Genomic DNA, 26447 nt, shown 5'->3' with positions numbered 1-26447 from the left:
GCCACCGTTCCCGGCGGGCGGACGCGTACCGGCATCCGCGACCGCCCGGCCGGTGTGGTGCTGCTGACCGATCGGCGGGTCGCGCGGAGGCCGCTCGTCGAGGTGGTGGCGGCGGCCGTCGACGGGGGAGTGCGGTGGGTGGTGCTGCGGGAGAAGGACCTGCCGCGCGCCGAGCGCCTGGCGCTCGCCGTCGAGCTGCGCGCGGTCCTGGCCGACGTCGGCGGCACGCTGATCGTGGCCGGACCGGACCCGCTCGACGGCGACGCCGTGCACCTGCCGGCCGCCGGCCCGTACCCGCCGCCGCGCCTCGGGCTGGTCGGCCGCTCCTGCCACGACGCGGCCGAACTGGCGCGACTGACCACCGAGGACTACGCGACGCTGTCCCCGGTCCTCCCCACCCGCACCAAACCCGGCTACGGCCCACCGTTGGGCCCGGAAGGGCTGCGCGCGCTGGTCGGGGTCGGCCCGGTGCCGGTGCTCGCCCTCGGCGGCATCGAGGCACCGGACCAGGTGCGGGCCTGCGTCGCGGCGGGTGCCACAGGGGTCGCCGTGCTCGGCGCGCTCATGCGCGCACCCGACCCGGCAGCGACCGCCGCCACGCTGGGCAGCGCCTTCGAGGAGGCGGCCACCCCGATGTCGCGCACCCCCCACCCGACGGCGGAGACCCCCACCGTAACCAGAGAAGGAACGCAGTGACGCCGCAGGTAGTCCTCACCATCGCCGGCTCCGACTCCGGCGGCGGCGCCGGCATCCAGGCGGACCTGAAGACGTTCGCCGCGCTCGGCGCGTACGGCACGAGCGTGCTCACGGCCGTCACCGCGCAGAACACGCGCGGCGTGGACGCCGTCCTGCCGCTGCCCCCGCAGACCGTCCGCGACCAGCTCGACAGCGTGCTCGACGACTTCGACGTCCGGGCCGTGAAGACCGGCATGCTCGGCACGCCGGCGGTCGCCGAGGCGGTGGCCGGGGCGGCCCGGGACGGGCGACTGCCCCGGCTCGTCGTCGACCCGGTGCTGGTCGCCACCAGCGGGCACCGGCTCGGCGTGACGGAGGCGGTCGAGCGGCTGCTGCCGTACGCCGAGGTGGCGACGCCGAACTGCGCGGAGGCCGCGGCCCTCACCGGACGCCCGGTCGGCACGGTCGAGGAGATGGTCGCCGCGGCCGAGGCACTGGCCGCGCGCGGGCCGACGTTCGTGGTGGTGACCGGCGGCGACGTCGACGCGGCCGGCGAGTCGGTGGACGTGCTGGCCGGCGGCGGCACGACGCGGCTGCTGCGCGCGCCCCGGGTGGACACCCGGCACAACCACGGCACCGGCTGTTCGTTCGCCGCCGCCGTCGCGGTCCGGCTGGCGGCCGGCGACGCGGCGCCGGTCGCGGTGGCCGCCGCCAAGGAGTACGTGACCCGCGCGCTGACCGGCGCGCGGGGCTGGGAGCTGGGCGCGGGACGCGGCCCGCTGGACCACTTCGGCTGGTCCGCTTGAGCGACAGGGAGGCTGTCATGCAGGCACGTCGCAAGGTGTACGTGGAAGGGTCGCGGCCGGACATCCGGGTGCCGTTCGCGGAGGTGACGCTGACCGGGGACAACCCGCCGGTGCGGCTCTACGACACCTCGGGCCCGGGATCGGACCCGGAGGTGGGGCTGCCCGCGCTGCGCGGGCCGTGGATCGCCGAGCGGGGCGACGTCGCGCCGGTGCGGGGCGCCGGCAGCCCGCTGGCGGGAACCCGGCCGACCCAGCTCGCGTACGCCCGGGCCGGGACCGTCACGCCGGAGATGGAGTTCGTGGCGATCCGGGAGGGCGTCACGCCGGAGTTCGTCCGGGACGAGATCGCCGCCGGGCGGGCCGTGCTGCCGCTCAACGTCAACCACCCGGAGTGCGAGCCGGCGATCATCGGCAGGGCGTTCCTGGTGAAGGTGAACGCCAACATCGGCACCTCGGCGGTCACCTCGTCGGTGGCCGAGGAGGTCGAGAAGCTCACCTGGGCGACCCGGTGGGGCGCGGACACCGTGATGGACCTCTCCACCGGCAGGCGGATCCACCAGACCCGCGAGGCGATCGTGCGCAACGCGCCGGTGCCGATCGGCACCGTGCCGATCTACCAGGCGTTGGAGAAGGTCGGCGGGGACCCGGTGAAGCTGAGCTGGGAGGTGTTCCGGGAGACCGTGATCGAGCAGGCGGAGCAGGGCGTCGACTACATGACCGTGCACGCCGGCGTGCTGCTGCCGTACGTGCCGCTGGCCGTGGACCGGGTCACCGGCATCGTCTCCCGGGGCGGTTCGATCATGGCGGCCTGGTGCCTGGCGCACCACGAGGAGAACTTCCTCTACACGAACTTCCCGGAGCTGTGCGCGTTGCTGGCGAAGTACGACGTGACGTTCTCGCTCGGCGACGGGCTGCGTCCCGGGTCGATCGCGGACGCCAACGACGAGGCGCAGTTCGCCGAGTTGCGTACGCTCGGCGAGCTGACCACGGTGGCCTGGGAGCACGACGTCCAGGTGATGATCGAGGGCCCGGGGCACGTGCCCATGCACAAGATCAAGGAGAACGTGGACCTCCAGCAGGAGTGGTGCCACGAGGCGCCGTTCTACACGCTGGGCCCGCTGACCACCGACATCGCGCCCGCGTACGACCACATCACGTCCGCGATCGGCGCCGCCATGATCGGCATGTTCGGCACCGCGATGCTCTGCTACGTGACGCCCAAGGAGCACCTCGGGCTGCCGGACCGGGACGACGTGAAGGCCGGCGTGATCGCGTACAAGATCGCGGCGCACGCGGCCGACCTGGCCAAGGGGCACGCCGGTGCGCAGGCGTGGGACGACGCGCTCTCCAAGGCGCGGTTCGAGTTCCGCTGGGAGGACCAGTTCAACCTGGCGCTCGACCCGGAGACGGCCCGGGCGTACCACGACGCGACGCTGCCGGCCGAGCCGGCCAAGACCGCGCACTTCTGCTCGATGTGCGGACCGAAGTTCTGCTCCATGAAGATCACCCAGGAGCTGAAGGACTACGCGGCGCGGGGCATGCGCGGCAAGTCCGAGGAGTTCGTCGCCGCCGGCTCGCAGGTCTACCTGCCGCTGGCCGGAGCGTGACCGGGGGCCGGGCGCGGTCCGGCCCGGCCCCCGGGTCGGCTCAGTCGCGGTGGTGCCGGCCGGTACGCAGGGAGCGGGCGTCGTCGGCGTTGTCGTCCGAGGCGAGCCCGGCGACCCAGTCGACGTACTCGTCGTCGGTCGTGGTGCCCGGCTCGGCGGTCTCGTCGGCCGGCTCCGGGCCGCCCTTGTCCCGGTTACGCCGGAACAGTCCGCGCCGACTCTTCGACTTCCCGCCGGCCGCCTCGGCGTCGTCCGCCCCGGCGTGCCGTCCCCGGGACGCCTCCCGGTCGTCGTTCCCGGCGCCGGAACCCGAGCCCGAGCCCGAGCCGGAACCCGAGTCGGTGGCCTGCTCCGGCACGGTCGTGCCGGTTCTCGCGCCGTCGGCTCGCGCCGGCACGGCCTCCTCCGCAGCGGTCCGGCCGGCCGGGCGGGCGTTGGTGGCGAGCACGTCCCACCCGGTGCTCCGACCCGGCTCGGGCAGGCCCTGATGGTGGAGACGGGGCGCCGGTTCGGCCCGGTCGGTCGCGTCGTCGCCGTCCCGGCCGGTGGCCGGCGGCGTGGTGGCGGGCGGACGGGCCGGACGGCCGGCCGGCGGGGTGATCGGCCAGGCGGGGCGCACGTCCCCCGCTCGTTCGGTGGTGTCCTCGAAGATCGGGAACCGTGGCCGGGGAGACGCGGGCGCGGGTTGCTCGGCCGGCTCGGGGTCGAAGAAGAAGCTGCGTGGCCGCCGGGCCGGTTGCGGCGGGGCCGTCGGCTCCCCGGTTCGCGTTCCGCCCGGCATGTCGGTGCCACGCGCGTCGGTGCCGTCCGGGACCGGGCCGGCTGCCGTGGTGGCCGCGTCGGTGGCTCCGGCTCTGTCGGTGGCTCCGATCGCATCGGCAGCCCTGGCGGGCCGGGTGGCTCTCACCGCGCCGGCGGCCTGGACAGGGTCGGCCACGTCGGTGGCGTCGGGGGCACCGACCGCCGTGACCGGCGTGGCTGCGGGTGGCGTGGCTGCGGACGGGCCGGTGTCCTCACCGGTGGGACGCGTCGGTCGGGTGCGGCCCGAGCGCCCGGTCCGGGGGGCTTCGGCCGGGTCGCCTGTCGCATCGTCCGTGAGCGGTGTGGGCCGGGTGGCGGCGCGGCTCCGGCGTGCCCGGGTGGCGCGTGGCGCGTTCTCCGCCCGCCCCGCCGTGCCGTCGGACTTCTGCTCCGCCGTGCCGTCGGACTTCTTTTCCGCGGTGTCGTCGGACTTCTGCCGCGCGGTGCCGTCGGACTTCTGCTCCGCCGCGGCGTCGGACTTCTGCTCCACCGTGACGTCGGACTTCTGCCGCGCGGTGCCGTCGGACCTCTGCTCCGCCGCGGCGTCGCCCGTCTGCTCCGCGGTGCCGTCGGACTTCTGCTTCGCCGAGCCAGTGGGCGCATCGGTGGTCGGGATCGTGGCCCTCGTGCGCGCCGGGACGGTGGTCGTCGGCGCGACCGCGACGGACGGCGTGCCGGCCGTGGGGTCGGTGCCGGTCGCCTCCGGTGCGGAAACCGGCCGCATGGCCCCCCGCCCGTCGGTCCCCGGCTGGTCTGCCCCCCGCGCGTCGGTCCGCAGCTCGTCGGCCCTGGCCGCATCGGTGTCCGACTCGCTGGTGCCCGTTCCGGTGGTCCCCGTTCCGGTGGTCCCCGTTCCGGTGGTCCCCGTTCCGGTGGTCCCCGTTCCGGTGGTCCCCGTTCCGGTGGTCCCCGTTCCGGTGGTCCCCGTTCCGGTGGTCCCCGTTCCGGTGGTCCCCGTTCCGGTGGTCCCCGTTCCGGTGGTCCCCGTTCCGGTGGTCCCCGTTCCGGTGGTCCCCGTTCCGGTGGTCCCCGTTCCGGTGGTCCCCGTTCCGGTGGTCCCCGTTCCGGTGGTCCCCGTTCCGGTGGTCCCCGTTCCGGTGGTCCCCGTTCCGGTGGTCCCCGTTCCGGTGGTCCCCGTTCCAGGCGTGTCGGGGCCGGCCGGAAGCGGCCCGGTCGACGGCTGCGGCTCGGGGCGGCCGGCGGCGAGGACGTCGATGGCCGAGGTGCGCCGGCCCGGTGGCAGCAGGCCGGGCATCGGGGACGTACGGGCCGGATCCTCGTCGTGCCGGCCACCGGCCGGCGTGACCGACCGGGCCGGTCGCTCGTCGTCGAGGGACGACGCCGGACCGGCGTGTCGGGGCGCCGACGACGGCGGCGTGACCGATCCGCCGGCCTCCGGCCAGTCCCAGTGCGCGGGAGCCGGCGCGCCGGCCGTGGCCGGCACCGGCGCGCTGACGGCCGGCGTCGTCGGAACGGGCGCGCTGGCCGGCAGCGGCGCGAGGATGTCGGTCGGGTCGACGGCGTCGGCGTTGCCCGGCCGGGGCAGCACCGAGGTGGCGGTCGCGCCGAGCGCCCCGGCCGCGACCGCGATCAGCGCGCCGTAGTAGGGCGCGAGCTGGTAGCGGTCGGCCGCCGTGCCGGGACCGGCGGTCAGGTAGGCGAACGCCACCAGCACCGGCCCGGCCGCGCCGGCCGCGCCGCCGACCAGTGGCGGATACCCGGCCCGGCGGGCCAGCACACCGATCGCGCCGCCCGCGAGCAGGGCCAGCGTGGGCAGTAGCAGCATGGCCAGGCGTTGCGCCGCCGGGGCGCCCAGCCAGGACGGTTCGAGCACCCCGAGGCGTACGGTGGCCAGCGGCCGGTTGGCGACGATCGTGGGTGCGACGGAGAGCAGCGCCAGCAGCCAGACGATTCCGGTGGTGATCGCGACGCCCCAGCCGAACGGCGGCTTGAGCAGCACGGCGATCGCCGCGCCGGCGCCCACCACCGCACCGAGGACGGCGCAGATGCCGGCCGCCCAGACCGGGTCGACGGAACCGCCCAGCTCGGCGGCGCGGGCCGGTTGCATGCAGAGCGGGGCGACCACGATCGCGCCGAGCGCGCTGACGCCGGCGATCGAGAGCAGCTCGGTGGTGCCACCGGGGAGGTCGTCGCGGCGGGCGAGGCGCTCGGTGAGGACGGCCCCGGCGACGGTGGCGACGGCGGCGAACCAGGCGACCCAGACGAGCTGGGCGGGCCAGCGGTTGACCGAGACGTCGACGAACGCGCCGTCGAGGCGGACGACGCCGAAGCCGTACGCGACGCCGAGCTGGCCGGCAGCGGCCAGCACACTCACCCCGAGCGCTGTGAGCAGCAGCCTGCCCCACGTCCGAAAGGCCATGTCGGGCACGTTACGGCCCGGTGGGGTGGTTCGCCACCTTGCCACCGCGCGGCGCGGCGAACCGCCGCCGGCGTGGCTACTTCAGCTCGACCAGCCGGGCGAGGTAGGTGGTGTCGCCGACGTTGGTCAGCATGTGCACCGCCCCGGGGTCGCGGTAGACCACCCCGCCGGTGGGCTCGTCGGCGTCGATCGTGGTGCCGTCGATCGTCTGCACCACGTTCTTCGCACCCTCGATCGCCACCACCAGGTACGGGTGGTCGTGGCGGTGCAGCGGCTGGCGCTCGCCCGGCTCCAGCCGGATGTGCCAGACCCGGACCCGGTCGTTCTCGTAGACGATCTCCTGGCCCACCGGGCCGAGTTCGAGGTCGGCGTGCGCGTGGGTCATCGTGCTCCGTCCAGTTGGGGGAGCACCTCGGCGGCGATCAGCTCCACGTGGTCGAGGTCGTCGAAGTCGATCAGCCGCAGGTGCACCCGGGTGGTCCCGACCGCGGCGAACTCGCCGAGCCGGTCGACGAGTTGGGCGGGGGAGCCGACCACCGGGTCCTCCGGCGGGAGCGCGCTGGCGACGTGCAGTGGCGCGGCCCGTCGCTGCGCCTCGGCGTCGGTGCGCCCGATCGCCACCACGATTCCGGCGGAGAGCGTCAGCGGCGCACGCCCGGACGCGTCGCGCCCGGTGCGGTCGCACGCCTCCCGGACCCGCTCGTAGGCGGCGGCCGTCTCGGCGACGCTCTTGAACGGCATGTTGAACTCGTCGGCGTACCGGGCGGCCAGCTCGGGGGTGCGCTTGGGGCCCTTGCCGCCGACGATCACCGGCGGGCCGGGCTGCTGCACCGGCTTGGGCAGCGCGGGCGCGTCGACCAGCCGGTAGTGCTCGCCGGTGAAGCTGTACGTCTCGTCGGACGGGGTGCGCCACAGCCCGGTGACGATCTCCAACTGCTCGGCCAGCCGATCGAACCGCTCGTTGACCGGCGGGAACGGAATGCCGTACGCGGTGTGTTCGCGCTCGTACCAGCCGGCGCCGATGCCCAGCTCGACCCGGCCGCCGCTCATCCGGTCGACCTGGGCGACCATCACGGCCAGCGGCCCGGGGAGCCGGAAGGTGGCGGAGGTGACGAGTGTGCCGAGCCGGATCCGGGACGTCTCCCGGGCCAGCGCGGCGAGCGTCAGCCAGGCGTCGGTGGGGCCGGGCGGCGCCGGCTCGTTCCCCATCGACCGGTAGTGGTCGGCCCGGAAGAAGCCCTCGAAGCCGGTCTCCTCGACCAGCCGGGCGAACCGGAGCTGGTCGTCGTAGTCCGCGCCGCGGTGGGGTTCGGTGAAGACCGTGACCCGCATGCTCACCGTCCTCCCGCCGCCGCGGCCCGCGGCGGCGTCTCGACCGGCGCGGCCGGCGGTCCCACCGGACCGGCCGGCGTGGGTACGCCGGGTGCGTCCCGTTCCATCAGCAGTTCGTGCAGCTCGGCGCTGATCCGGGCGACGTCGGCCAGGTGCGCGTGCCGACCCAGGGTGCGGGGCCGGGGCACGGCCACCTCGACCACCTCGCGGATCCGGCCGGGACGCGGGCTGAGCACGACCACGCGGTCGGCCAGCAGCACCGCCTCGTCGATCGAGTGGGTGACGAAGACGATCGTCGCCTTCGTGTCCATGTGGACCCGTTGCAGCTCGCCGGAGAGTTCCTCCCGGGTGAGCGCGTCGAGCGCGGAGAACGGCTCGTCCATCAGCATCACGCGGGGTGAGCCGATCAGCGACCGGCAGAGTGAGACCCGCTGCTGCATGCCGCCGGACAGCTCGTGCGGGAGGCGCTTCTCGAAGCCGCCCAGCCCGGCCATCTCCAGCAGCGCCCGGGCCCGGTCGCGGTGCTTCGCCCGGCTCCAGCCGAAGATCTCCACCGGCAGCAGCACGTTGTCGAGCACCGTGCGCCAGGGCAGCAGCGCCGGCCGTTGGAACAGCATGGCGACGTCCTGGCGCGGCTTCGTGATCGGCGTGCCGGCGACGGTGATCTCCCCGGCGGTGGCCGGCAGCAGGCCGGCGATCATCCGCAGCAGAGTGGACTTTCCACAGCCGGACCGGCCGAGGACGGCGACGAACTCACCCTCGGCGACGTCGAGGTCGATGCCGCGCAGCGCCTCCACCCGCCCTGAGCGGCCGTCGAAGGTGCGGGACACCCCGGACAGTCGGATCATCTGCCGGCTCCCTTCCCACGACGTCCGAATGCGAATCGGGCTAGCGTAGCGGGGCTCGTCCGGTCGTTCTGTCGGGGGTGGACGTCGGCTCACCCCCCTTATGCACGTTCGTTTCCGTTCCGCAACCCGGACGGTTGCTGCGCGTCATCTGGCTTCTCGTACGCTGTTGCGCGCGAAGAGTCCCCTCGCGACGGTCCAGTCGGCCCATCCCCCCTGCCGACCCCGTCGGACCCACGACCCGACCGGCGAAGATGCCCAGGTCGGAAAGGACATGGTGCACTGATGAGAAGGTTGACCCGCACAATCGCCGCGGCGGCGCTGGCGACCGCCCTCGCCCTCGTCGGCGGTTGCAGCAGCGACTCGGACAAGTCCGAGAGCAGCGGCGGTACCGGCGGGGCGCTGGAGAAGGTGACCTACCTCACCTCGTTCGGCAACTTCGGCCGTGACTCCTACGCCTGGGTGGCGAAGGACAAGGGCTTCTTCAAGGAGGCCGGCTTCGACGTCGACATCAAGCCGGGCCAGGGCACCGGCTCGGTCATCCAGACCATCACCGGCGGTCAGGCCGACTTCGGCCCGATCGACCTGACCGGTGGCATCCTCCAGCTCGGCAACGGCCAGGCGAAGGACTTCGTGGCGGTGGCCGCGATCCAGCAGCGCACCATGGCCGCCATCGTCACGGTCGAGGGCAAGAACATCGCCACGCCGAAGGACCTGGAGGGCAAGAAGCTCGCCGACACCCCGACCTCCGTCGTGCGCAACCTCTTCCCCACGTACGCGCGGCTGGCCGGTATCGACAACAGCAAGGTGACCTGGGTCAACGGTGAGGCGCAGGGCCTGATCGGCATGCTCGGCTCCGGCTCGGTGGACGGCATCGGCCAGTTCGTCGTCGGCCAGCCCACCGTCGAGGCGGTGGCCAAGAAGAAGCCGGTCGTGCTGCCGTACAGCAACGTGATGCAGGACCTCTACGGCAACGCGCTGATCACCTCCACCAAGATCGCCAAGGAGAAGCCGGAGATGGTGAAGAAGTTCACCGCCGCGCTGCTCAAGGGCCTGGAGTACGCGCTGGAGCACCCGGACGAGGCGGGCGAGATCCTGAAGAAGAACGTGCCGGCCGCCAACCCGGCCGCGTCCGCCGCCGAGCTTCGGCTGATGGCCGCGTACGTCCGGTCGAGCAACTCCGGCACCGCGATCGGCACGCTGGACAGCGGCCGGGTGGCCAAGAGCATCGCGCTGCTCCAGGGCGCGGGCGCGCTGAAGCAGAACCTCACCCCCGACCAGATCATCAACTTCGACCTCGCGCCGAAGGCCTGACCGGTCGCTCGGACCAACGGGGGTGCGACCCGCCGGGACACCCGGTGGGCGCACCCCCTTCGCGTGCCGGTCGTGCCGACCGGCCGGACAAGGAGGACATGTTGACGCAGTTGACCGAGGCCCGGCCGGGAGCGCCGGTGGAGCCGGCGCGCGCCCGGCGCGGTCGGGGCGTACCCCCGGCGGCGGTCGGCCTGCCGGTGCTCGGGCTGGTCATCGCGGTGGCCGCCTGGTGGCTGGTCACGTCCGTGCTGCACCTGGTGCACCCAGTCGCGCTGCCGCCGCCGCAGGCGGTGGCCCGTTCGCTCGCCGCCACCACCGACGTGCTGCTGCCCGCCCTGGGGATCACCACCTGGATGACGCTCTCGGGTTTCCTGCTCTCGTCGGTCGTCGGCGTGCTGATCGGGATGGCGCTGGCCGCGTCCCGCCGGGTGGAGCGGATGTTCGCGCCGCTGCTGGTGGCGGTGAACGCGGTCCCGAAGATCGCCTTCGGCCCGTTGCTCGTGGTGGCCGTGGGCTTCGGTCAGAAACCCATCCTGACCATGGTGTTCCTGCTCTGCTTCTTCCCGATCGTGCTCTCCACCGCCACCGGGTTGACCACCACCCCGGCCGACCTGGCGGAGCTGGGCCGGTCGCTGAACGCCTCCTGGTGGCAGTCGTTCCGCAAGGTGCGCCTGCCGGCCGCGCTGCCGCAGATCTTCGTCGGCCTCAAGGTGGCCATGCCGCTGGCCGCGATCGGCGCCGTGATCGGGGAGTTCTACTCGGACCGTCCCGGCCTCGGTTACCAGATCCTCCAGTACAACGGCGTGGGCGACACGGCGACCGCGTGGGCGGCCATCATGCTGGTGGCGCTGATGAGCATCGTGCTCTACGCGGCCCTGAGCGCGATCGAGCGGTTCGCCCTCCCGTGGGTGCGCGCCACCACCTCCGCCCGCTGACCGTCGACCGAGAACGTCACGTCGACGGGGGACACGCAAGCTCAACCCACGGTCTGCCGCCGACCACGACAGGTGTGGCCCCACCGCAACCGGCGCAGGGATCAAGCCTGACCGCCCGGAGCCGGTTGCGGTGGGGCCACACCCCACGGTGACCACTACCCGGCGAGCCGCCACCGACCCCCACGCGCCACCAGCGTCGTCAGCGCCTGCGGCATCAACCCGGAGTGGTTGTCCGGCGTCATCCGGATCGGGCCGGACAGGCCGTCGAGCTGCGAGGTCTCCAGCACGTCGCGCAGCGCGTCCCGGTCCACCTTCCCCCGCCCGCCGCCGGCGCGCTGCTCGGCGTCCGCGATGAGCTGGACCGCGTCGGCGGCGAACGAGGAGAACCCGTTGTAGCCGCCGAACCGGGCGGTGTAGTCCTGGAACCACTGCCGCCGGGCGGCCTTGGCCGGGGTGGTGGCGATGACGTCGTCGATCACCATCGTCTGGGTGAAGATCAGCGTGGCCAGCTCGGTGGAGCGGGCCGACGGGCCGAGGAACAGCTCGCCGGCGGCCGAGGCGTCGAAGAAGAGCGACCCGCGGTAGTTGCGCTGCCGGGCGGTGGTGGCGGCCAGCGTCGCCTGCTCCGGCGGCGTCCAGAGGATCAGGGCCTGCGGCCTCTTCTCGACCAGGTCGTCGATCTGCGCGCTCACCTCGGTGTCGGTGGTCCGCACCGCCTCGGCGGCGACCAGCTTCACCGACGTCTTGCCGAACTCGCGGCGCAGCGCGGCGACCCCTTCCTGGCCGTACCCGTCGGCGCTGTGCAGCACCGACACCTTGCGGATGTTGCGCCGGGTCAGCTCGGTGGTGAGGGCCGCCGCGCTGTCCACCGCGTTCGGGGCCAGCTTGAAGACGTACCGGCGCTGGTCGACCGGCTCCGTGACCGCGCCGGCGGAAGCGAGCGCGATGGTCGGAATGCGCTTGTCGCTGATCGTGCGCGCCGCGCCGACGGCGCATTCGTTGCAGCCGCCCATGATGACGGCGCTCACCTGTGCGTCGCCGCTGAAATCATTGATGTTACGCAAGGATTCGGCCGCGTCCGAGCGGTTGTCCTTGACTCTCAGTTCGATCTTCCGGCCGCCCAGCACGCCGGAGGCGTTCATCTGGTCCACCTTCAGTTCCAGCGCCCGCTGGTACACCTTGCCGATCGGTGCGGAAGCGCCGGAGAGTTCGAGGTCGGCGGCGATCACGATGGGGCTGGTGTCCTGCGGTTCCCCGCCGATCCCGCAGCCGGTGAGCGTGGTGGCCAGCACGGCCGATGCGAGCACGGCGATGCTCGCGGAGCGGATGGGGCTCAACTCAGTCCTCCAGGGTGCGGCGCGGGCCGGCGCCCGATCACCGCCGCTTGTCCGTCCTCAGTGGAGGAACGGGATTGGCGTGCCGTACGGTGTGCGCGAAGCTTGCAAAACCTTGCCAATGCCGGGCCCTGTGGTCAAGCGGGGATGCCGGATGCCGTTTCGGGACGGTCATCCCACATGTTGGGGACACGAAACGTTAACTGACAATTACTGCGCAGATGCGCTTGGCCACTCTGGAGTGACATCCCCTGTTCAGGGGGTTGGAGAAAAGAAGGTATTAGGTGACCGGATCACGGGTTGAGTCCACACCGACCGTTTCCTACCTCACCGCGGCTTCCCAAAAAGGATCTCGTCTGATGAAATCTCGGCCGTGCCGCGCGTGGCGCTGGCCGCTGCACCAGGCACGGGTCAGCGGGTCACGCGTGGAAGAAACGACGGAGGCGATGTCGTGAGCACCGGACCTACGACCCTGCCCGGGAGCCCCAGCGCCGAACAGCGGAATCGGCGGCGGCGTCTACCTCGGCTGCGTGACGCGCGGATCCGCTCCAAGCTCGCCCTCATCCTGGTCGTTCCGGTGGCGGCTGTCATCGCACTGGCAACTATCCGACTCATCTCGGTGGGTCAGGGCGCGTACGAGGCGGACCAGGTCCGGGCGCTGACCGCGGTCTCGGTCGACGTCTCGGCGCTCACCCAGGACCTGCACAAGGAGCGGATGGCGGCAGCCGCCTTCCTGGCCGACCCGAACCAGAAGCCGGACGACTACAACCTGCGGGTCCGTCGCACCGACGAGCGCATCGCGGCCTACCGGGAGGAGCGCGGCACGCTCGGCGACGTGCCGGCCGCGGTCCGGGACCGGCTGAAGGTGATCGACGACCACCTGGAGACGCTGAACGGCACCCGCCAGGAGGTGCTCGACCGCCTCCAGATGCCGGTGGCCGAGGCGAGCCTGCGCTACGGCATCGTCCTCGACGACCTCGTCGCGTACGGCGACACGCTGGCCCAGCAGCCCGGCGCGGAGAGCCTCGCCGACGCCCGCCGCGCGGTGGCCGCGTTCGCCCACGCCAAGGCCGAGGTGGCGGAGGAACAGGCGGTCGTGTTCACCGCGCTCGCGGTCGGCAACCGGATCGACGAGGAGCAGTTCTCCTCGTTCGTGGCCACGCTGACCGGCCAGCAGGAGGCCCTGCTCTCGTTCTCCCGGGCCGCCGCTCCGGAGCAGCGGGGCCTGGTGGACCGCACCGTCTCCGGTGACGCCGTCCAGCTCGCCGACCGGGTCGCGGCCGACCTGTCCCGGTCCATCGGCAAGCCCGCGCTGGTCACCCGCGACGAGGCGTCCGCCGCCATCGGCGCGGTCGACGACCTGATGCGGTGGGCGGAGATCCAACTCCTCGACGACCTGCTCGCCGACGCCGACGCGGTCCGCACCGACGTGATCCGGCAGGCGTTCGTGGAGAGCCTGCTCGTGCTGCTGACGCTGGCCGTCGCCGTGACGCTCGCCGTGGTGCTCGCCCGCTCGCTCAACGACTCGCTGCGTCGGCTCCGTGAGGGCGCGCTCTCCGTGGCCAACCACGACCTGCCGGACGCGGTTAGCCGGCTCCAGAACGTCAACGCCATCGGTGACGGTGGTGTGGACGAGATCGTCCAGCAGGTGCGGGACCCGATCAAGCTGACCAACCGCGACGAGATCGGCCAGGTGGCGGTGGCCTTCAACGTGGTCCACCGGGAGGCGGTCCGGGTGGCGGCCGAGCAGGCCGCGCTGCGGACCAGCGTCTCGGCGATGTTCCTCAACCTGGCCCGCCGCTCGCAGAGCCTGGTCGACCGGATGATCGGCGAGCTGGACGCGATCGAGCGCGGCGAGGAGGACCCGAAGCGGCTCGCCCAGCTCTTCGAGCTGGACCACCTGGCCACCCGGATGCGCCGCAACGACGAGAACCTGCTGGTCCTGGCCGGTGCCGACTCGGCCGTGCCGCGCCGCGACGACGCGCTCCTGGTCGACGTGCTGCGCGCCGCCCAGTCCGAGGTGGAGCTCTACAACCGGATCGAGTTCGGCACCGTGGACATCGACATCTCGGTGGCCGCGCAAGCCGTCAACGACGTGGTCCGTCTGGTCGCGGAGCTGCTCGACAACGCCACCCGGTTCTCGCCGCCGAACACCGTGGTGGTGGCCGACGGCCGGCGGATCCGTGACTACGTGCTGATCCAGGTGGAGGACCGGGGCCTCGGCCTCACCGACGACCAGCTCGACTCGCTCAACCGGCGGTTGGCCGCGCCGCCGACCGTCGACGTGGCCGCGTTCCGGCTGATGGGTCTGGCCGTGGTCAGCCGGCTCGCCTCCCGCCACGGGATCCGGGTCGAGCTGCGCCGCAACGTCGAGGGCGGCACGGTCGCCCAGGTCACGCTGCCGAACGCGACGGTGGTGCTGCCGGCCAACCGGGGCCAGGCCCCGCTGACCCGGCCGCGCCAGCCGCTCGCCGTCGAGCAGTCGCCGCTCAGCCAGGTCGGTGCCGCCGACGCGCTGGCCGGCGCCGGTCGGGGCGGCACCGCCACCCTGGCCGACCAGTGGCGCAGCACGGTCACCCCGCCGCCCGCGCGGTGGCAGGCGCCCGCCGAGGCGCGGGACACCGCGCCGGCCGTGCAGTTCGGCGGCATGCCCGGCACGCTGCCTCCGGTGCCCGCCGCCGCCCCGGTCGCCGCCGCGCCCGCAGCCGCGCCGGCCCCGGAGACGGGCTGGTCGGCGGGGGGCCCGACGGTCGCGTACCCGGCTCTCGAACCGCTGCCCAAGCGGACGCCGAACGGTGAGGCGGCGACGACGACCAACCCCGCGCCGTCGGCCTTCCAGGCGTTCGCCGCCGCGCCGGCGGTGGAGGCCACCCCGGCCGCGCCGGTGGTGGCCCGACCGGACCGGCCGGCCGAGGCGCCGATATTCCGGGAGATGGAGGCGGTCTGGTTCCGCTCGCACGGAGAGGACGAGACCACCATCTTCACCCGCCCCCGGTTCGACGAGCCGCCAACCGCTGCGGCGCCGCCCGCTGCGGCGCAGCCCGCCCCGGCGCCGCCCGCCGCGTCGGCCCGGCCGCCGCTGCCCACCCGAACCCCGGGGGCCCAGGCGTCGGGGCTGAGCACACCGCCCGCGTACAGCCCGCCGGCGGCCCCGTCCACACCGCCTGCCGCGGCGGCACCGCCAGCGGTGACCCCGCCCGCGCCCGCGCCGGAGCCCGCGCCGGCTCCGCCGATCGACCCGGAGGCGTGGCGGACGGCGGCCGACGACGGTTGGTCCCGGGCCAGCCAGGCCGCGGAACCCACGACCGGCGGCACGACCCGGTCCGGCCTGCCCAAGCGGGTGCCGCAGGCGCAGCTCGTGCCGGGCGGGATCGAACCGAAGAGCGGCCGGGACCGCAGCCGACGCACGCCGGACGAGGTACGGGGGCTGCTCTCCGCCTACCACCGTGGCGTCCAGCGGGGCCGCACGGCCGGCACCGACCCGAACAGCACCTCGACCAAGGAGACGAACCGATGAACAGGCCGGCGGCCATGCAGGACATGGGTTGGTTGCTCACCAACTTCGCCGACAGTGTGGCGGGTATCGCGCACGTGGTGGCGGTGTCCGCGGACGGGTTGCTCCTCGCCTCCTCCCGGGATCTGCCCCAGGACCGGGCCGACCAGCTCGCCGCGATCACCTCCGGCGTGGTCAGCCTCACCGAGGGCGCGGCGCGGATGTTCAGCGCCGGCGGAGTGTTGCAGACCGTGATCGAGATGGACAGCGGCTACCTCTTCCTGATGTCCATCAGCGACGGCTCGTCGATGGCCGTGCTCGCGGCCCGTAGCTGTGACGTCGGGCAGGTCGGCTACGAGATGGCGTTGCTGGTGGAGCGGGTCGGTCAGGCGCTGGTGCCGCTGCCGCGGGACGCCGTCCGCTCCTGACGCTCTGTTGACCTGGTGATCCGGAGCCGGTCCGGCTCCGTACGAGGGGAGGTGATCGCGAGATGGAACCGCGACGTGATCCGCGTGGCGCGCTGGTGCGACCGTACGCGGTCACCCGCGGCCGCACCGAGCCGTTGCAGAACATCGCGCTCGAGGCGGTCCTGTCGAGCACGGCCACCCAGTCCGCCGAGGCGCGGTTCGCCGGGCACGACAAATACCGCATCTCCTCGGTCTGTGAAGGCCGGGCACAGTCGCTGGCGGAAATCGCCGCTTACACCCGGATGCCGCTGGGCGTCACCCGGGTGCTGGTCGCCGACATGGTGGCCGAGGGCCTGCTGACGCTACACAGTGCCGCTCCCGCGACGGGCTTCGCGGCGCGGATGAACCTGCTTGGAAGGGTGCTAAGTGGACTTCGCGAACTATGACCCCGACGGGGCGAGCCGCGGCCGGGAGATCATCTCCGCGAAGATCGTGATCGCGGGTGGCTTCGGGGTGGGCAAGACCACCCTGGTCGGGGCGATCTCCGAGATCCAGCCGCTGACCACCGAGGCGTTGATGACCGCGGCCGGCGTGGGCATCGACGACTCGTCGAAGGTGCCGGGCAAGGAGACCACCACGGTCGCCATGGACTTCGGCCGCATCACCATGGCCGAGGACCTGATCCTCTATCTGTTCGGCACGCCGGGCCAGACCCGCTTCTGGTTCATGTGGGACGAGATCATCCGGGGCGCGGTGGGCGCGGCGGTGCTGGTGGACACGCGCCGGATCACCGACGCGTTCGCGCCGCTGGACTACTTCGAGAACCGCAAGCTGCCGTACGTGGTGGCGCTGAACCGGTTCGACGACGCGCCGCACTACGAACTGGAGGAGATCCGGGAGGCGCTCGCCATCTCGCCGGACGTCCCGCTGGTGATGTGCGACGCCCGGCACCGGGACTCGGTCAAGCAGGTGCTGGTGACCGTGGTCGAGCACGCCATGCTCCGGCTCCAGGCCGAGCACGGCTACCCGGCCTCGGTGGGCTGACCCGGCGCGTCGCACTTCGGGTACTTCGTCGCTCACGCTGCGGGCGATGCGGGGCGAGGCGTTCGCCCACGCCAGTTACCTGGCGTACGGCGCGGAGGCGGCACGCAACGACCACGACGGCATCGCCAAGCTGTTCACGGCCACCGCCGCCACCGAGCTGAACGAGCACTTCACCGAGGAAGCGGCGCTTGTCGACTTCGTCGGCTCCGACGAGGCGAACCTGCGCGACTCGATCGCCGGCGAGTGGCACGAGGCCACCGTGGTCTACCCGGGCTACGCCCGGCAGGCCCGCCGGGACCGCTGCCCGCAGGCCGCGCGGTTGTTCCAGGAGTTGGCGGCCGACGAGGCGCGGCACGCCGCCCGGTTCCGGCTGGCCCGGTACGCGACCACGCACCCGGGCTCCGGAGTGGGGGTCCCCACCGGCGAGCCGGTCCCGCCGGTGCCGGTCACCGCCGGTGAGCCGGTCTGCTCCGGCGCGACGCAGGACAACCTGGAGGCGACGACACGCGGCGAGGCGTTCGCGTATGCGAAGTACACGCTCTACGCCCGGCACGCCCGCGACGGCGGTCGGCTGCGCCTGGCCCGGCTCTGGGAGAACACCGCCGGTCAGGAACTCGGCGAGCACTTCAGCGAGGCGGCCACGCTCGCCGGCCTGGTCCGCGGCGACGCGGCGAACCTCCGCAGGGCGATCGACGGCGAGATCTACGAGGCGACCACCATGTACCCGTCCTTCTCCCGGCAGGCGGCCTCGGTCGGCGAGGACGAGGCGGCCGACCTGTTCGCCGAGATCGCCCACGACGAGGCCGGGCACGCCTCGGCGTTCCTGCTCGCCCTGGTCGACCTGGAGGTCGGCGGCGCGGGCGGGGCGCGCGACGCCCGCCGGAGCTGAGCCGGCTCAGTCCACCCGGAGGCGGTAGCCGCGCTTCACCACGGTCTGCACCACCCGGGGCGCCCGCAGCCCCACCCGCAGCCGGGCCACCGCCATCTCGACGGCGTGTTCGTCAGCGCCCCGGGGCAGCGTGCGCAGCAGCTCGGTGCGGGAGAGCACCTTCCCGGGCGACGCGGCAAGCGCCCGCAGCACGGCCATCGGGGCCGGCGCCAACTGGCGCAGCTCCCCGTCCACCACCGCGGCGTGACCGCGCAACGTGAGCACGTGCCCCGCCGCCTTCACCGAGACCGTGCGGCGGGGCAGCTCCTCGACGATGGTCCGGACCAGCGCGCCGAGCCGGGCCCGGCTCGGCGCGCTGACGGGCACCCCGCGCCGCACCAGCGGTTCGGCGGTGACCGTGCCCACACACCCGGCCAGCACGTCGCCGCGCAACGCCGCCAGCACCGTCTCGGTCCGGTCCCCGGCGGCCCGCAGCAGCGCCTCGGCCGCCGGGGCGGAGGTGAACGTGACGGCGTCGACCAGCCGCCCGGCGACCAGGTCGATGAGCCGGTGCAGCGGTGCCGGGTCGGCCGGTGGCGCCCACCGGTAGACCGGCACCTCGATCACCGTGGCCCCGGCCGCGACCAGCGCCTCGGTGCACTCCGGCTGCCGGTCGCCGTGCAGTTGCAGCGCCACCACCTGGCCGGCCACGCCGCGCCGGACCAGGTGCTCGACCACCTCGTCGCAGGACTCCGAGGCGGGCGACCAGTGCTCACGCAGCCCGGCCGCGCGGATCGCCCCGGTCGCCTTCGGCCCGCGGGACACCACGTACGCCCGGGTGAGCGTGTCCCGCAGCGGCTCGGCCAGCCCCCAGCCCTCGGCCGCCTCCAGCCAGCCCCGCATCCCGATGCCGGTGTTGGCCATCAGCACGTCCGGCGGGTGTGCCAGGCAGGCCCGGGTCGCCTCGCGCAGGTCGGTGTCGTCGGCCAGCGGCACGATCCGCAGCGCCGGGGCGAGCACCACCCGGGCGCCGCGCCGCTGGAACAACGCGGCCAGCTCGTCGCGCCGCCGGTCCGCGGTGACCCCGATGGTGAAGCCCGCCAGTTCGTCCCGCATTCACTCCTCCTGCCGCAGCCGCACCTCGACCAGGCCGTCCCGGCAGCGCACCCGGTGCCGCCGCAGCGTCACCCCGGGCAGGTCCAGGCAGTGCCCGGTGGTGAGGTCGTACACCTGCTTGTGCAGGGGGGAGGCGAGCGTCGGCACCCCGCCCCGGCTGCCCACCAGGCCCCGCGACATCACGTACGCGCCGCCGACCGGGTCCAGGTTGTCCACCGCGAACAGCCCGCCGACGGTACGGAAGAGGGCGACCTGCACCCCGTCCACGAGCGCCGCCACGCCCCGGTCGAGGTCGAGCCGGTCCAGCGGGCAGACCGGTGTCCAGCGCAACGTCACGGTCGGGCTCATCGGCGTACCTCCGGCAGGCCCAGCACGACGGGCTGCCGCCGGCCCTCCCCGCCCGGTGGCGCACCGCGTGCCGGCACCGGCTGGCCCCGCTCCACCGCGAAGGTGATGGACGGGTCCGGCACGTCCGGCGCGTTGACGAACGAGGTGAAGCGGCGTAGCCGTTCCGGGTCCTCCAGCACGTCGCGCCACTCGTCGGAGTACCCGTCGACGTGCCGGGCCATCGCCGCGTCGAGGTCGGCGCAGAGCCCCAACGCGTCGTCCACCAGCACCGACCGGAGGTGGTCGAGGCCGCCGTCCATGGCCTCGATCCAGGCGGCCGTCCGCTGCAGGCGATCCGCGGTGCGCACGTAGTACATGAGGAACCGGTCGATGAGCGTGACCAGCTCCTCGGTGCTCAGGTCGGTGGCGAACAGGTCGGCGTGCCGGGGCCGGAAGCCGCCGTTGCCGCCGACGTACAGGTTCCATCCGGTCTCGGTGGCGATGACGCCGAAGTCCTTGCCGCGCGCCTCGGCGCACTCCCGGGCGCAGCCGGAGACCGCCGACTTCAGCTTGTGCGGCGCGCGCAGGCCCCGGTAGCGCAGTTCCAACGCGATGGCCAGCCCGACCGAGTCCTGCACGCCGTACCGGCACCAGGTGTCCCCGACGCAGGACTTCACCGTGCGCAGCGCCTTGCCGTACGCGTGCCCGGACTCGAAACCGGCGTCGACCAGCCGGCGCCAGATCTGCGGGAGCTGGTCGACCCGCGCGCCGAACAGGTCGATCCGCTGCCCGCCGGTGATCTTGGTGTAGAGCTGGAAGTCCCGGGCCACCTCGCCGATCGCGATCAGCTTCTCCGGGGTGATCTCGCCGCCAGGAATCCGGGGCACCACCGAGTAGCTGCCGTCGCGTTGCAGGTTGGCCAGGAAGTGGTCGTTGGTGTCCTGGAGGGACGCCGCCTCGCCGTCGAGCACGTGCCCGGTGCCGAGCGAGGCGAGGATCGAGGCCACCACCGGCTTGCAGATGTCGCAGCCGTGTCCGCGCCCGTGCTCGGCGACCAACCGGGAGAACGTGCCGATGCCCCGGACCCGGACCAGGTCGAACAGCTCCTGGCGGCTCAGGTCGAAGTGCTCGCAGAGCGCGGTGGACTGCCGCACCCCGGCGGCATCCAGCAACTGCTTCAGCATCGGCAGGCAGGAGCCGCAGCTCGTACCGGCCCGGGTGCACGCCTTCAGCGCCGGCACGTCGGTCGCCCCGCCGGCGATCGCCGCGTCCAGGTCGGCCCGCGTCACCGCGTTGCAGGAGCAGACCTGCGCGGCGGCCGGCAGCGCGCCGGCCCCGGCCCCCGGGCCACCGGCCGGGGCCAACAACGCCAGCGGGGGACCGGGCAGCGGCCCGCCGACGCTGGCCCGCAACGTCGGGTAGGCGCTCGCGTCCCCGACCAGCACGCCGCCGAGCAGCGTCCGCGCGTCGTCGGAGAGGACCAGCTTCGCGTACGACCGGGTGGCCGGGTCGGTGTACGTCACGTCGAGGCAGCCGGCGGTGACGCCGTGCGCGTCGCCGAACGAGGCCACGTCCACGCCGAGCAGCTTCAACTTGGTCGCCGTGTCCGCCCCGGGGAACGTGGCCGCGCCACCGAGCAGCCGGTCGGCGACCACCTCGGCGGTCGCGTACCCGGGCGCGACCAGACCGTGGCAGACGCCCTCCACCGCCGCGCACTCGCCGACCGCCCAGATCCGCTCGTCGGCGGTCCGGCACGCCGCGTCCACAAGCACCCCGCCGCGTGGGCCCAGCGGCAGCCCGGCGGCACGGGCCAGCTCGTCCCGGGGCCGGATCCCGGCCGCGACCACGACCAGCTCCGCGTCGACCGTGCGGCCGTCGGCGAGGTCCAGCGCGGCCACCGTGCCGTCCGGGCCGGGGCGCAGCGCCGTGGTGGCCACCCCGAGGTACGGGGTGACGCCCAGCTCCTCCACGTAGCGCCGGAGCATCGCCCCGCCGGCGTCGTCCACCTGCACCGGCATCAGCCGGGGCGCGAACTCGACCACGCTGGTGGCGAGCCCCAGCAGGCGCAGCGCGTTGGCCGCCTCCAGGCCGAGCAGGCCGCCACCGATCACCGCGCCGGTCCGCCGGCCCTCGGCGTGTGCCCGGATCGCGGCCAGGTCGTCGAGCGTCCGGTAGACGAAGACGCCCGGCAGGTCGGTGCCCTCGACCGGCGGGACGAACGCGTACGAGCCGGTGGCCAGCACCACCGCGTCGTACGGGTGCTCGCCGGTCGCCGTGGTCACCACCCGTCGCGCCCGGTCCACGCCGGTGGCCGGCTCGCCCAGCCGCAGCTCGACGCCGTCGTCCGGGGTGTGCAGCCGTAACTCGTCCGCGTCCACGCCGTCGAAGACGGCCGAGAGCCGCACCCGGTCGTACGCCGGGCGCCGCTCCTCGGCCAGCACGGTGACCCGCCACCGCCCGTCCCGGTCGCGGGCCCGCAGCGCCTCCACGAAGCGCTGCCCGACCATCCCGTTGCCGACCACCACCAGCCTGCTGACCCGCTCGCTCATGACGGCACTCCGCTTCGCTGCGTGCCGCCATGAGGCACGGTCGCGCCGAGCCCGCTGATTCGCTCGCTTCGCTCGCTCATGACACCTGCACCGCCTCCCGATCCGCATCCGTCTCGCGTACCTCGTCGGTTGTCGGCGGGTCCGCCTCGGCGAGCCAGGCGGCGATGCCGGCCACCGCGTCCCGGCAGCCGCCACAACCGGTGGCGGCCCTGGTCGCCGCGGACAGCGCCGCGACGCTCCGGGCGCCGGCCCGCCAGCCCGCCACCAGCGCGCCCCTGGTCACGTCGTTGCACCGGCACACGACGGCCGCGTCCGGCATCAGCGCCGGGGACGCGGCCGGCTCGGCCGGTGCGCCGACCGCGCGGCCGAGCAGCAGCGCGCGCCGGTCCGCCGGCACCGGTGCGCCCCGGTCGAAGAGCTGCACCACGGTGCCGACCGCCGGGTTGTCGCCGAGCAGGATCGCGCCGGTCAGCCGCTCGTCGCGGATCCGCAGCCGGGCGTACGTGCCGCGGGTCGGGTCGGCGAACGTCAGCTCCTCGACCGGGCCGGTCCCGTCCGGGTCGCCGGTCCCGGCCAGATCGCCCATCGCGGCCAGGTCGATCCCGGCCGCCTTCAGCCGGGTCACCGTCGGTCGGGGCCGGTAGCGGGCCGCCTCGTCGTCCCCGGTCAGCACGTCGGCCACCACCCGCGCCTGCGTCCAGGCCGGCGCGACCAGCCCGGTCAGCGTCCCGTCGTGCTGGGCGCAGTCGCCCACCGCCGAGACACGCGGGTCGCTGGTCCGCATCCGGTCGTCCACCACCACGCCCCGGTCGACGGCGAGCCCGGCCGCCCGGGCCAGCGCGGTGTCCGGGCGTACGCCGCAGCAGAGCACCAGCAGGTCGGCCGCGAGCGGCTCACCGTCGGCCAGGTGGAGCCGGACGCCGTCGGCGTCGGCGGTCACCCGGGTCGCCGGCACGCCGAGCCGGGCCCGGACGCCGAGCCCGGTCAGGGTGCCCGCGAGGACCGCCCCGGCGGCCGGGTCGAGCTGCCGTTCCATCAGGTGCCCGTGCGGGTGGACCACCGTCACGTCGAGGCCCCGGGCGGCGAGGCCCCGGGCCGCCTCCAGCCCGAGCAGCCCGCCGCCGAGCACCAGGGCGCGACGCGCGTCCCGGGCGACGGCGAGGATCCGCCGGCAGTCGGCGAGCGTGCGGAACGGGACCACCCGGTCGGGCAGCGGGTCGAGCCCGCGCAGCGGTGGCACCACGGCCCGGCTGCCGGTGGCCAGCACCAGATGGTCGTAGCCGTACCGGCCGCCGTCGGCGGTGCGGACCTCCCGGGCCGCCCGGTCGACGGCGGAGACCGACGAGCCGGTCCGTACGTCCACCCGTGGACCGAGCGCCTCGACCAGCTCCACGTCCGGCTCGCCGATCTTCCCGGCGAGCAGGGTGGAGAGCATGATCCGGTTGTACGCCCGGTGCGGCTCCGCCCCGAGCACGGTGATCCGCCGGTCCCCGCCCCGCGCGTGCAGCTCGGCGGCGAGCCGGGCCCCGGCCATGCCGTACCCGACGACGACGATGCGCCCGGTCATGCCCGCTCCACCCGGACCGCGCAGATCTTGAACTCGGGCATCCCGGAGACCGGGTCGAGCGCGTCGTTGGTGACCGAGTTGGCGCGGGCCGCGCCGGGCCAGTGGAACGGGGCGAAGACGGTGTCCGGCCGGATCGCCGGGCTGAGCCGGGCCGGCGCGCGCAGCTCGCCCCGGCGGGACACCACCCGCACCGGCGTCCCGTCGGTCACGCCGAGTCGGGCGGCCAGGTCGGGGTGCAGCTCGACGAAGCCGCCCGGCGCGGCCCGGCGCAGCGCGGCGACCCGTCGGGTCTGCGTGCCGGACTGGTACTGCGCCAGCACCCGGCCGGTGGTGAAGTGCAGCGGATATTCGGCGCAGACCGGCTCGGCGGCCGGGCGGTGGGTCACCGGGTGGAACCGGGCCCGGCCGTCCGGGGTGGGGAACCGGTCGGCGAAGAGGCGGGGCCGGTCCGGTCCGTCCACGTCCGGGCAGGGCCAGAACACGCCGTCGTCGGCGTCGATCCGGTCCCAGGTGATCCCGGCGTAGTCGGCCGGGCCGCCGGCCGAGGCGCGCCGTAGCTCCTCGAACACCGTCCGCGGGTCGGTCGGCAGCGGTGCGCCGTCGGTCAGGCGGGCGGCCAGCGCGGCGAGGATCTCCAGGTCGGTGCGGACGCCGGCGGGTGGCGGGCGGAACGCGCGCCGGCGCAGCACCCGTCCCTCCAGGTTGGTCATCGTGCCGTCCTCCTCGGCCCACTGGGTCACCGGCAGCACGACATCGGCCAGCTCGGCCGTCTCCGAGCGGAGCAGGTCGGCGACCACGAGCAGGTCGAGGTCGCGCAGCCGGGACTCGATCCGCGCCGCGCGCGGCGCGGAGACGACCGGGTTGGAGCCGAACACCAGCAGCGCCCTCGGCCCGGACGGGGTGCCGAGCGAGTCGAGCAGTTGGTAGGCGGGCACCCCCGGGCCGGGCAGCGTCGCCGGGTCGACGCCCCACACGCCGGCCACGTGCTCCCGGGCCGCCGGGTCGTCGATCCGCCGGTAGCCGGGGAGCTGGTCGGCCTTCTGTCCGTGCTCGCGTCCGCCCTGCCCGTTGCCCTGCCCGGTCAGGCAGCCGTAGCCGGAGCCGGGTCGGCCGGGCAGGCCGAGCGCGAGCGCCAGGTTGATGAAGGCGGTGACCGTGTCGACGCCCTTGGCGTGCTGCTCGGCCCCCCGGGCGGTGAGGATGATCGCGCGGTCCGCGCCGGCCAGCGCGCGGGCGGCGGCCTCCAGGTCGGCCACCGGCACGCCGGAGAGGCGCTCCACCTCCGCCGGCCAGCAGCCGGCGACGGTGCGCCGGACCTCGTCGAACCCGGTGGTACGCGACGCTACGTACGCCCGGTCGAGGAGGCCCTCGGTGAGCGCGATGTGCAGCAGCGCGTTGGCCACCGCCAGGTCGGTGCCGGGCAGCGGTTGCAGGTGCAGGTCGGCCTGGCGGGCGGTGGCGGTGGCCCGGGGGTCGATCACGATCAGCCGGCCGCCGCGCGCCCGCTGGTCGGCGACGTGCCGCATCAGCGGCGGCATCGTCTCGGCCGGGTTCGCGCCGACCAGCAGCAGCGTGTCCGCCCGACCCAGGTCGGCGAGCGGGAACGGCAGGCCGCGGTCGACGCCGAAGGCGCGGTTGCCGGCCGCGGCGGCCGACGACATGCACCAGCGTCCGTTGTAGTCGATGTGCCGGGTGCGCAGCGTCACCCGGGCGAACCGGCCCAACGCGTACGCCTTCTCGTTGGTCAGCCCGCCGCCGCCGAAGACCGCGACCGCGTCCGGGCCGTACCGGTCGCGGACCGTGTGCAGGCCGGCGGCGATCCGGTCGAGCGCCTCGTCCCAGCCCGCCGGGCGCAGCTCGCCGCCGGGCCGGTCGCGCAGCAGCGGCGTGGTGAGCCGCTCCGGGTGGTCGAGCAGTTCGGCGGCGGTCCAGCCCTTCTGGCACAGCCCGCCCCGGTTGGTGGGGAAGTCCCGTGCGCCGACCTCGACGCCGTCGCCGGCGCCGCGCAGCACCATGCCGCACTGCAACGCGCAGTACGGGCAGTGCGTGGCAGCCTCCCGGGGGAGCACCCCCGATCGCGTCGCCACGCGTGCACCGTCTGTCATGTCGGAAAAGCGTGCCGCCGGGCGGTTTCCGGCCCGGGTCCCTTCTGTTTCGGTCCTGTCAAGAGCGCCTCACACCGGACGGGGCTGACGGAACGGGTCGACTGGTCTAGAATGTGAGAAAATCGTCCCACAAAATGGGAGGCAGATATGCGTGTAACGGAGGCTTTCGACGCCGTGGCCGGCCGCTACGACGATGCCCGACGCCGGCTGGTGCCCTGCTTCGACGCGTTCTACGGCACCGCGATCGAGGTGGCCGCGCCGCCGCTGCGGGCCGCGCTGGCCGCCGGGCGTACCCCCGAGGTGCTGGACCTCGGCGCGGGCACCGGCCTGCTCTCCCTGCTGCTGTCCGCGGCGGTCCCCGGCGTCCGGCTGACGCTTGTGGACGGCGCGCCCGCCATGCTCGCGGTCGCCACCGGCCACCTGACCGCCCGCGGGGTGCCGCACCGCACGGTCCACGCCGACCTGGCCGACCCGCTGCCCGCCGGCCGCTACGACGCGGTGGTCTCCGCGCTGGCCATCCACCACCTCGACGACGACGGCAAGCGGGCGCTCTACCGCCGGGCGGCGGACGCGCTCGCGCCCGGCGGCGTGTTCGTCAACGCCGAGCAGGTGGCCGGCCCCACCCCGGCGCTGGACCGGCGCTACGACGAGGTGTGGACGGCCCGGATCACCGAGCTGGGCTCCGACGCCGACGAGATCGCCGGAGCCCGGGAACGGATGCGGCACGACCGGCCGGCCACCGTGGCCGACCAGTGTCGCTGGCTCGGCGAGGCCGGCCTGGCGGACGTGGACTGCTTCTTCAAGGAGTGGCGCTTCGCCGTCTTCGGCGGCCACCGTCCCGGCTTCGAGTGACCGGCGCGGCCGATGTTCAGATCTTGGTACGAAATGGCCCCTCCAGGGGCCGTTTCGTACCAAGATCTACGCGATTCCCAAAGGCCGGAA

Annotated in this window: 21 protein-coding genes; 11 read left to right on the top strand and 10 right to left on the bottom strand. The window is 74.2% G+C overall.

Annotated elements, in window-relative coordinates; genetic code table 11:
* Window positions 1-33 precede the first annotated feature (33 nt).
* From TPA0908_RS14165 to thiC, 3 genes are read left to right on the top strand one after another with little or no spacing between them, the layout of a single operon-like run.
* Window positions 34-696, top strand: coding sequence for a thiamine phosphate synthase (locus tag TPA0908_RS14165; protein WP_281938606.1), 663 nt, complete (start codon window positions 34-36; stop codon window positions 694-696).
* Window positions 693-1481 carry a bifunctional hydroxymethylpyrimidine kinase/phosphomethylpyrimidine kinase gene (thiD, locus tag TPA0908_RS14160; protein ID WP_281938066.1) on the top strand — a complete coding sequence of 263 codons (789 nt, stop codon included), beginning with the start codon at window positions 693-695 and terminating at the stop codon, window positions 1479-1481. Before TPA0908_RS14165 ends, thiD begins: the two co-directional genes overlap by 4 nt.
* Before the next feature lie 17 nt (window positions 1482-1498).
* Window positions 1499-3088: a phosphomethylpyrimidine synthase ThiC gene (thiC, locus tag TPA0908_RS14155; protein ID WP_281938065.1), complete on the top strand. Its 1590-nt coding sequence runs from the start codon at window positions 1499-1501 to the stop codon at window positions 3086-3088.
* 40 nt (window positions 3089-3128) lie between these two features.
* Here the strand turns inward: thiC and TPA0908_RS14150 are convergent, their stop codons facing one another.
* The 4 genes from TPA0908_RS14150 to TPA0908_RS14135 form a co-directional block, all read right to left on the bottom strand.
* On the bottom strand, window positions 3129-6269 hold the full coding sequence (locus TPA0908_RS14150) for a hypothetical protein (RefSeq protein ID WP_281938064.1): 3141 nt from the start codon (window positions 6267-6269) through the stop codon (window positions 3129-3131).
* A gap of 76 nt (window positions 6270-6345) precedes the next feature.
* Window positions 6346-6654 (bottom strand): cupin domain-containing protein, encoded by a 309-nt coding sequence (locus tag TPA0908_RS14145; RefSeq protein ID WP_281938063.1) that lies wholly within the window; start codon window positions 6652-6654, stop codon window positions 6346-6348.
* Window positions 6651-7601 (bottom strand): LLM class F420-dependent oxidoreductase, encoded by a 951-nt coding sequence (locus TPA0908_RS14140; protein WP_281938062.1) that lies wholly within the window; start codon window positions 7599-7601, stop codon window positions 6651-6653. The genes TPA0908_RS14145 and TPA0908_RS14140 overlap by 4 nt, the downstream gene beginning before the upstream one ends.
* 2 nt (window positions 7602-7603) lie before the next feature.
* Complete coding sequence (locus TPA0908_RS14135) at window positions 7604-8449, bottom strand: ABC transporter ATP-binding protein (protein WP_281938061.1); 846 nt, start codon at window positions 8447-8449, stop codon at window positions 7604-7606.
* Between the two features lie 282 nt (window positions 8450-8731).
* Between TPA0908_RS14135 and TPA0908_RS14130 the strand changes: the two genes are divergently transcribed.
* Together TPA0908_RS14130 and TPA0908_RS14125 are read left to right on the top strand one after the other, a co-directional pair.
* Window positions 8732-9760 carry an ABC transporter substrate-binding protein gene (locus TPA0908_RS14130; RefSeq protein ID WP_281938060.1) on the top strand — a complete coding sequence of 343 codons (1029 nt, stop codon included), beginning with the start codon at window positions 8732-8734 and terminating at the stop codon, window positions 9758-9760.
* 98 nt (window positions 9761-9858) lie between these two features.
* Entirely contained in the window at window positions 9859-10695 is an 837-nt protein-coding gene (locus tag TPA0908_RS14125) for an ABC transporter permease (RefSeq protein ID WP_281938059.1), read from the top strand.
* 155 nt (window positions 10696-10850) lie between these two features.
* On the opposite strand, the gene TPA0908_RS14120 is transcribed toward TPA0908_RS14125, so the two are convergent.
* Complete coding sequence (locus TPA0908_RS14120; protein ID WP_281938058.1) at window positions 10851-12032, bottom strand: ABC transporter substrate-binding protein; 1182 nt, start codon at window positions 12030-12032, stop codon at window positions 10851-10853.
* A gap of 448 nt (window positions 12033-12480) precedes the next feature.
* On the opposite strand from TPA0908_RS14120, the gene TPA0908_RS14115 reads away from it, so the two are divergent.
* From TPA0908_RS14115 to TPA0908_RS14095, 5 genes are all read left to right on the top strand, one after another.
* A complete protein-coding gene (locus tag TPA0908_RS14115) occupies window positions 12481-15546 on the top strand; it encodes a sensor histidine kinase (RefSeq protein WP_281938057.1) in 3066 nt (1021 codons plus the stop codon).
* Window positions 15543-15950, top strand: a complete 408-nt coding sequence (locus tag TPA0908_RS14110; protein ID WP_089155226.1) for a roadblock/LC7 domain-containing protein — start codon at window positions 15543-15545, stop codon at window positions 15948-15950. Before TPA0908_RS14115 ends, TPA0908_RS14110 begins: the two co-directional genes overlap by 4 nt.
* Before the next feature lie 62 nt (window positions 15951-16012).
* Window positions 16013-16375 carry a DUF742 domain-containing protein gene (locus TPA0908_RS14105; protein WP_091065900.1) on the top strand — a complete coding sequence of 121 codons (363 nt, stop codon included), beginning with the start codon at window positions 16013-16015 and terminating at the stop codon, window positions 16373-16375.
* Window positions 16356-16973: a GTP-binding protein gene (locus TPA0908_RS14100; protein WP_281938056.1), complete on the top strand. Its 618-nt coding sequence runs from the start codon at window positions 16356-16358 to the stop codon at window positions 16971-16973. Before TPA0908_RS14105 ends, TPA0908_RS14100 begins: the two co-directional genes overlap by 20 nt.
* Window positions 16974-17019: 46 nt before the next feature.
* Entirely contained in the window at window positions 17020-17862 is an 843-nt protein-coding gene (locus TPA0908_RS14095; protein WP_281938055.1) for a ferritin family protein, read from the top strand.
* Between the two features lie 6 nt (window positions 17863-17868).
* On the opposite strand, the gene TPA0908_RS14090 is transcribed toward TPA0908_RS14095, so the two are convergent.
* The 5 genes from TPA0908_RS14090 to TPA0908_RS14070 form a co-directional block, all read right to left on the bottom strand.
* Window positions 17869-18957, bottom strand: coding sequence for a uroporphyrinogen-III synthase (locus tag TPA0908_RS14090; protein ID WP_281938054.1), 1089 nt, complete (start codon window positions 18955-18957; stop codon window positions 17869-17871).
* The gene (gene nirD / locus TPA0908_RS14085) at window positions 18958-19305 is read right to left on the bottom strand and encodes a nitrite reductase small subunit NirD (protein ID WP_281938053.1); all 348 of its coding nucleotides are present in this window, start codon (window positions 19303-19305) and stop codon (window positions 18958-18960) included.
* Window positions 19302-21833 carry a nitrite reductase large subunit NirB gene (gene nirB / locus TPA0908_RS14080; protein ID WP_281938052.1) on the bottom strand — a complete coding sequence of 844 codons (2532 nt, stop codon included), beginning with the start codon at window positions 21831-21833 and terminating at the stop codon, window positions 19302-19304. The genes nirD and nirB overlap by 4 nt, the downstream gene beginning before the upstream one ends.
* Before the next feature lie 76 nt (window positions 21834-21909).
* Window positions 21910-23400 (bottom strand): FAD-dependent oxidoreductase, encoded by a 1491-nt coding sequence (locus TPA0908_RS14075; protein ID WP_281938051.1) that lies wholly within the window; start codon window positions 23398-23400, stop codon window positions 21910-21912.
* Complete coding sequence (locus TPA0908_RS14070) at window positions 23397-25505, bottom strand: molybdopterin oxidoreductase family protein (protein WP_281938050.1); 2109 nt, start codon at window positions 25503-25505, stop codon at window positions 23397-23399. Before TPA0908_RS14070 ends, TPA0908_RS14075 begins: the two co-directional genes overlap by 4 nt.
* 147 nt (window positions 25506-25652) lie before the next feature.
* Here TPA0908_RS14070 and TPA0908_RS14065 point away from each other — a divergent pair, with 147 nt between their 5' ends.
* Window positions 25653-26357 carry a class I SAM-dependent methyltransferase gene (locus TPA0908_RS14065; RefSeq protein WP_281938049.1) on the top strand — a complete coding sequence of 235 codons (705 nt, stop codon included), beginning with the start codon at window positions 25653-25655 and terminating at the stop codon, window positions 26355-26357.
* Window positions 26358-26447 lie beyond the last annotated feature (90 nt).

Source organism: Micromonospora sp. AKA38, from assembly GCF_027925725.1.
Classification (GTDB): Bacteria; Actinomycetota; Actinomycetes; order Mycobacteriales; family Micromonosporaceae; genus Micromonospora.
This window is presented reverse-complemented; position numbering and strand designations above follow the sequence as displayed.

What these genes read in the sequence shown, in the direction of transcription:
- TPA0908_RS14090 (WP_281938054.1), bottom strand. Translation starts at nt 18,957, where the DNA reads ATGCGGGACGAACTGGCGGGCTTCACCATCGGGGTCACCGCGGACCGG.
- TPA0908_RS14125 (WP_281938059.1), top strand. Translation starts at nt 9,859, where the DNA reads ATGTTGACGCAGTTGACCGAGGCCCGGCCGGGAGCGCCGGTGGAGCCG.
- nirB (WP_281938052.1), bottom strand. Translation starts at nt 21,833, where the DNA reads ATGAGCGAGCGGGTCAGCAGGCTGGTGGTGGTCGGCAACGGGATGGTC.
- TPA0908_RS14075 (WP_281938051.1), bottom strand. Translation starts at nt 23,400, where the DNA reads ATGACCGGGCGCATCGTCGTCGTCGGGTACGGCATGGCCGGGGCCCGG.
- TPA0908_RS14070 (WP_281938050.1), bottom strand. Translation starts at nt 25,505, where the DNA reads ATGACAGACGGTGCACGCGTGGCGACGCGATCGGGGGTGCTCCCCCGG.
- TPA0908_RS14140 (WP_281938062.1), bottom strand. Translation starts at nt 7,601, where the DNA reads ATGCGGGTCACGGTCTTCACCGAACCCCACCGCGGCGCGGACTACGAC.
- TPA0908_RS14110 (WP_089155226.1), top strand. Translation starts at nt 15,543, where the DNA reads ATGAACAGGCCGGCGGCCATGCAGGACATGGGTTGGTTGCTCACCAAC.
- TPA0908_RS14065 (WP_281938049.1), top strand. Translation starts at nt 25,653, where the DNA reads ATGCGTGTAACGGAGGCTTTCGACGCCGTGGCCGGCCGCTACGACGAT.
- thiC (WP_281938065.1), top strand. Translation starts at nt 1,499, where the DNA reads ATGCAGGCACGTCGCAAGGTGTACGTGGAAGGGTCGCGGCCGGACATC.
- TPA0908_RS14135 (WP_281938061.1), bottom strand. Translation starts at nt 8,449, where the DNA reads ATGATCCGACTGTCCGGGGTGTCCCGCACCTTCGACGGCCGCTCAGGG.
- TPA0908_RS14105 (WP_091065900.1), top strand. Translation starts at nt 16,013, where the DNA reads ATGGAACCGCGACGTGATCCGCGTGGCGCGCTGGTGCGACCGTACGCG.
- nirD (WP_281938053.1), bottom strand. Translation starts at nt 19,305, where the DNA reads ATGAGCCCGACCGTGACGTTGCGCTGGACACCGGTCTGCCCGCTGGAC.
- TPA0908_RS14095 (WP_281938055.1), top strand. Translation starts at nt 17,020, where the DNA reads ATGCGGGGCGAGGCGTTCGCCCACGCCAGTTACCTGGCGTACGGCGCG.
- TPA0908_RS14145 (WP_281938063.1), bottom strand. Translation starts at nt 6,654, where the DNA reads ATGACCCACGCGCACGCCGACCTCGAACTCGGCCCGGTGGGCCAGGAG.
- TPA0908_RS14130 (WP_281938060.1), top strand. Translation starts at nt 8,732, where the DNA reads ATGAGAAGGTTGACCCGCACAATCGCCGCGGCGGCGCTGGCGACCGCC.
- TPA0908_RS14150 (WP_281938064.1), bottom strand. Translation starts at nt 6,269, where the DNA reads ATGGCCTTTCGGACGTGGGGCAGGCTGCTGCTCACAGCGCTCGGGGTG.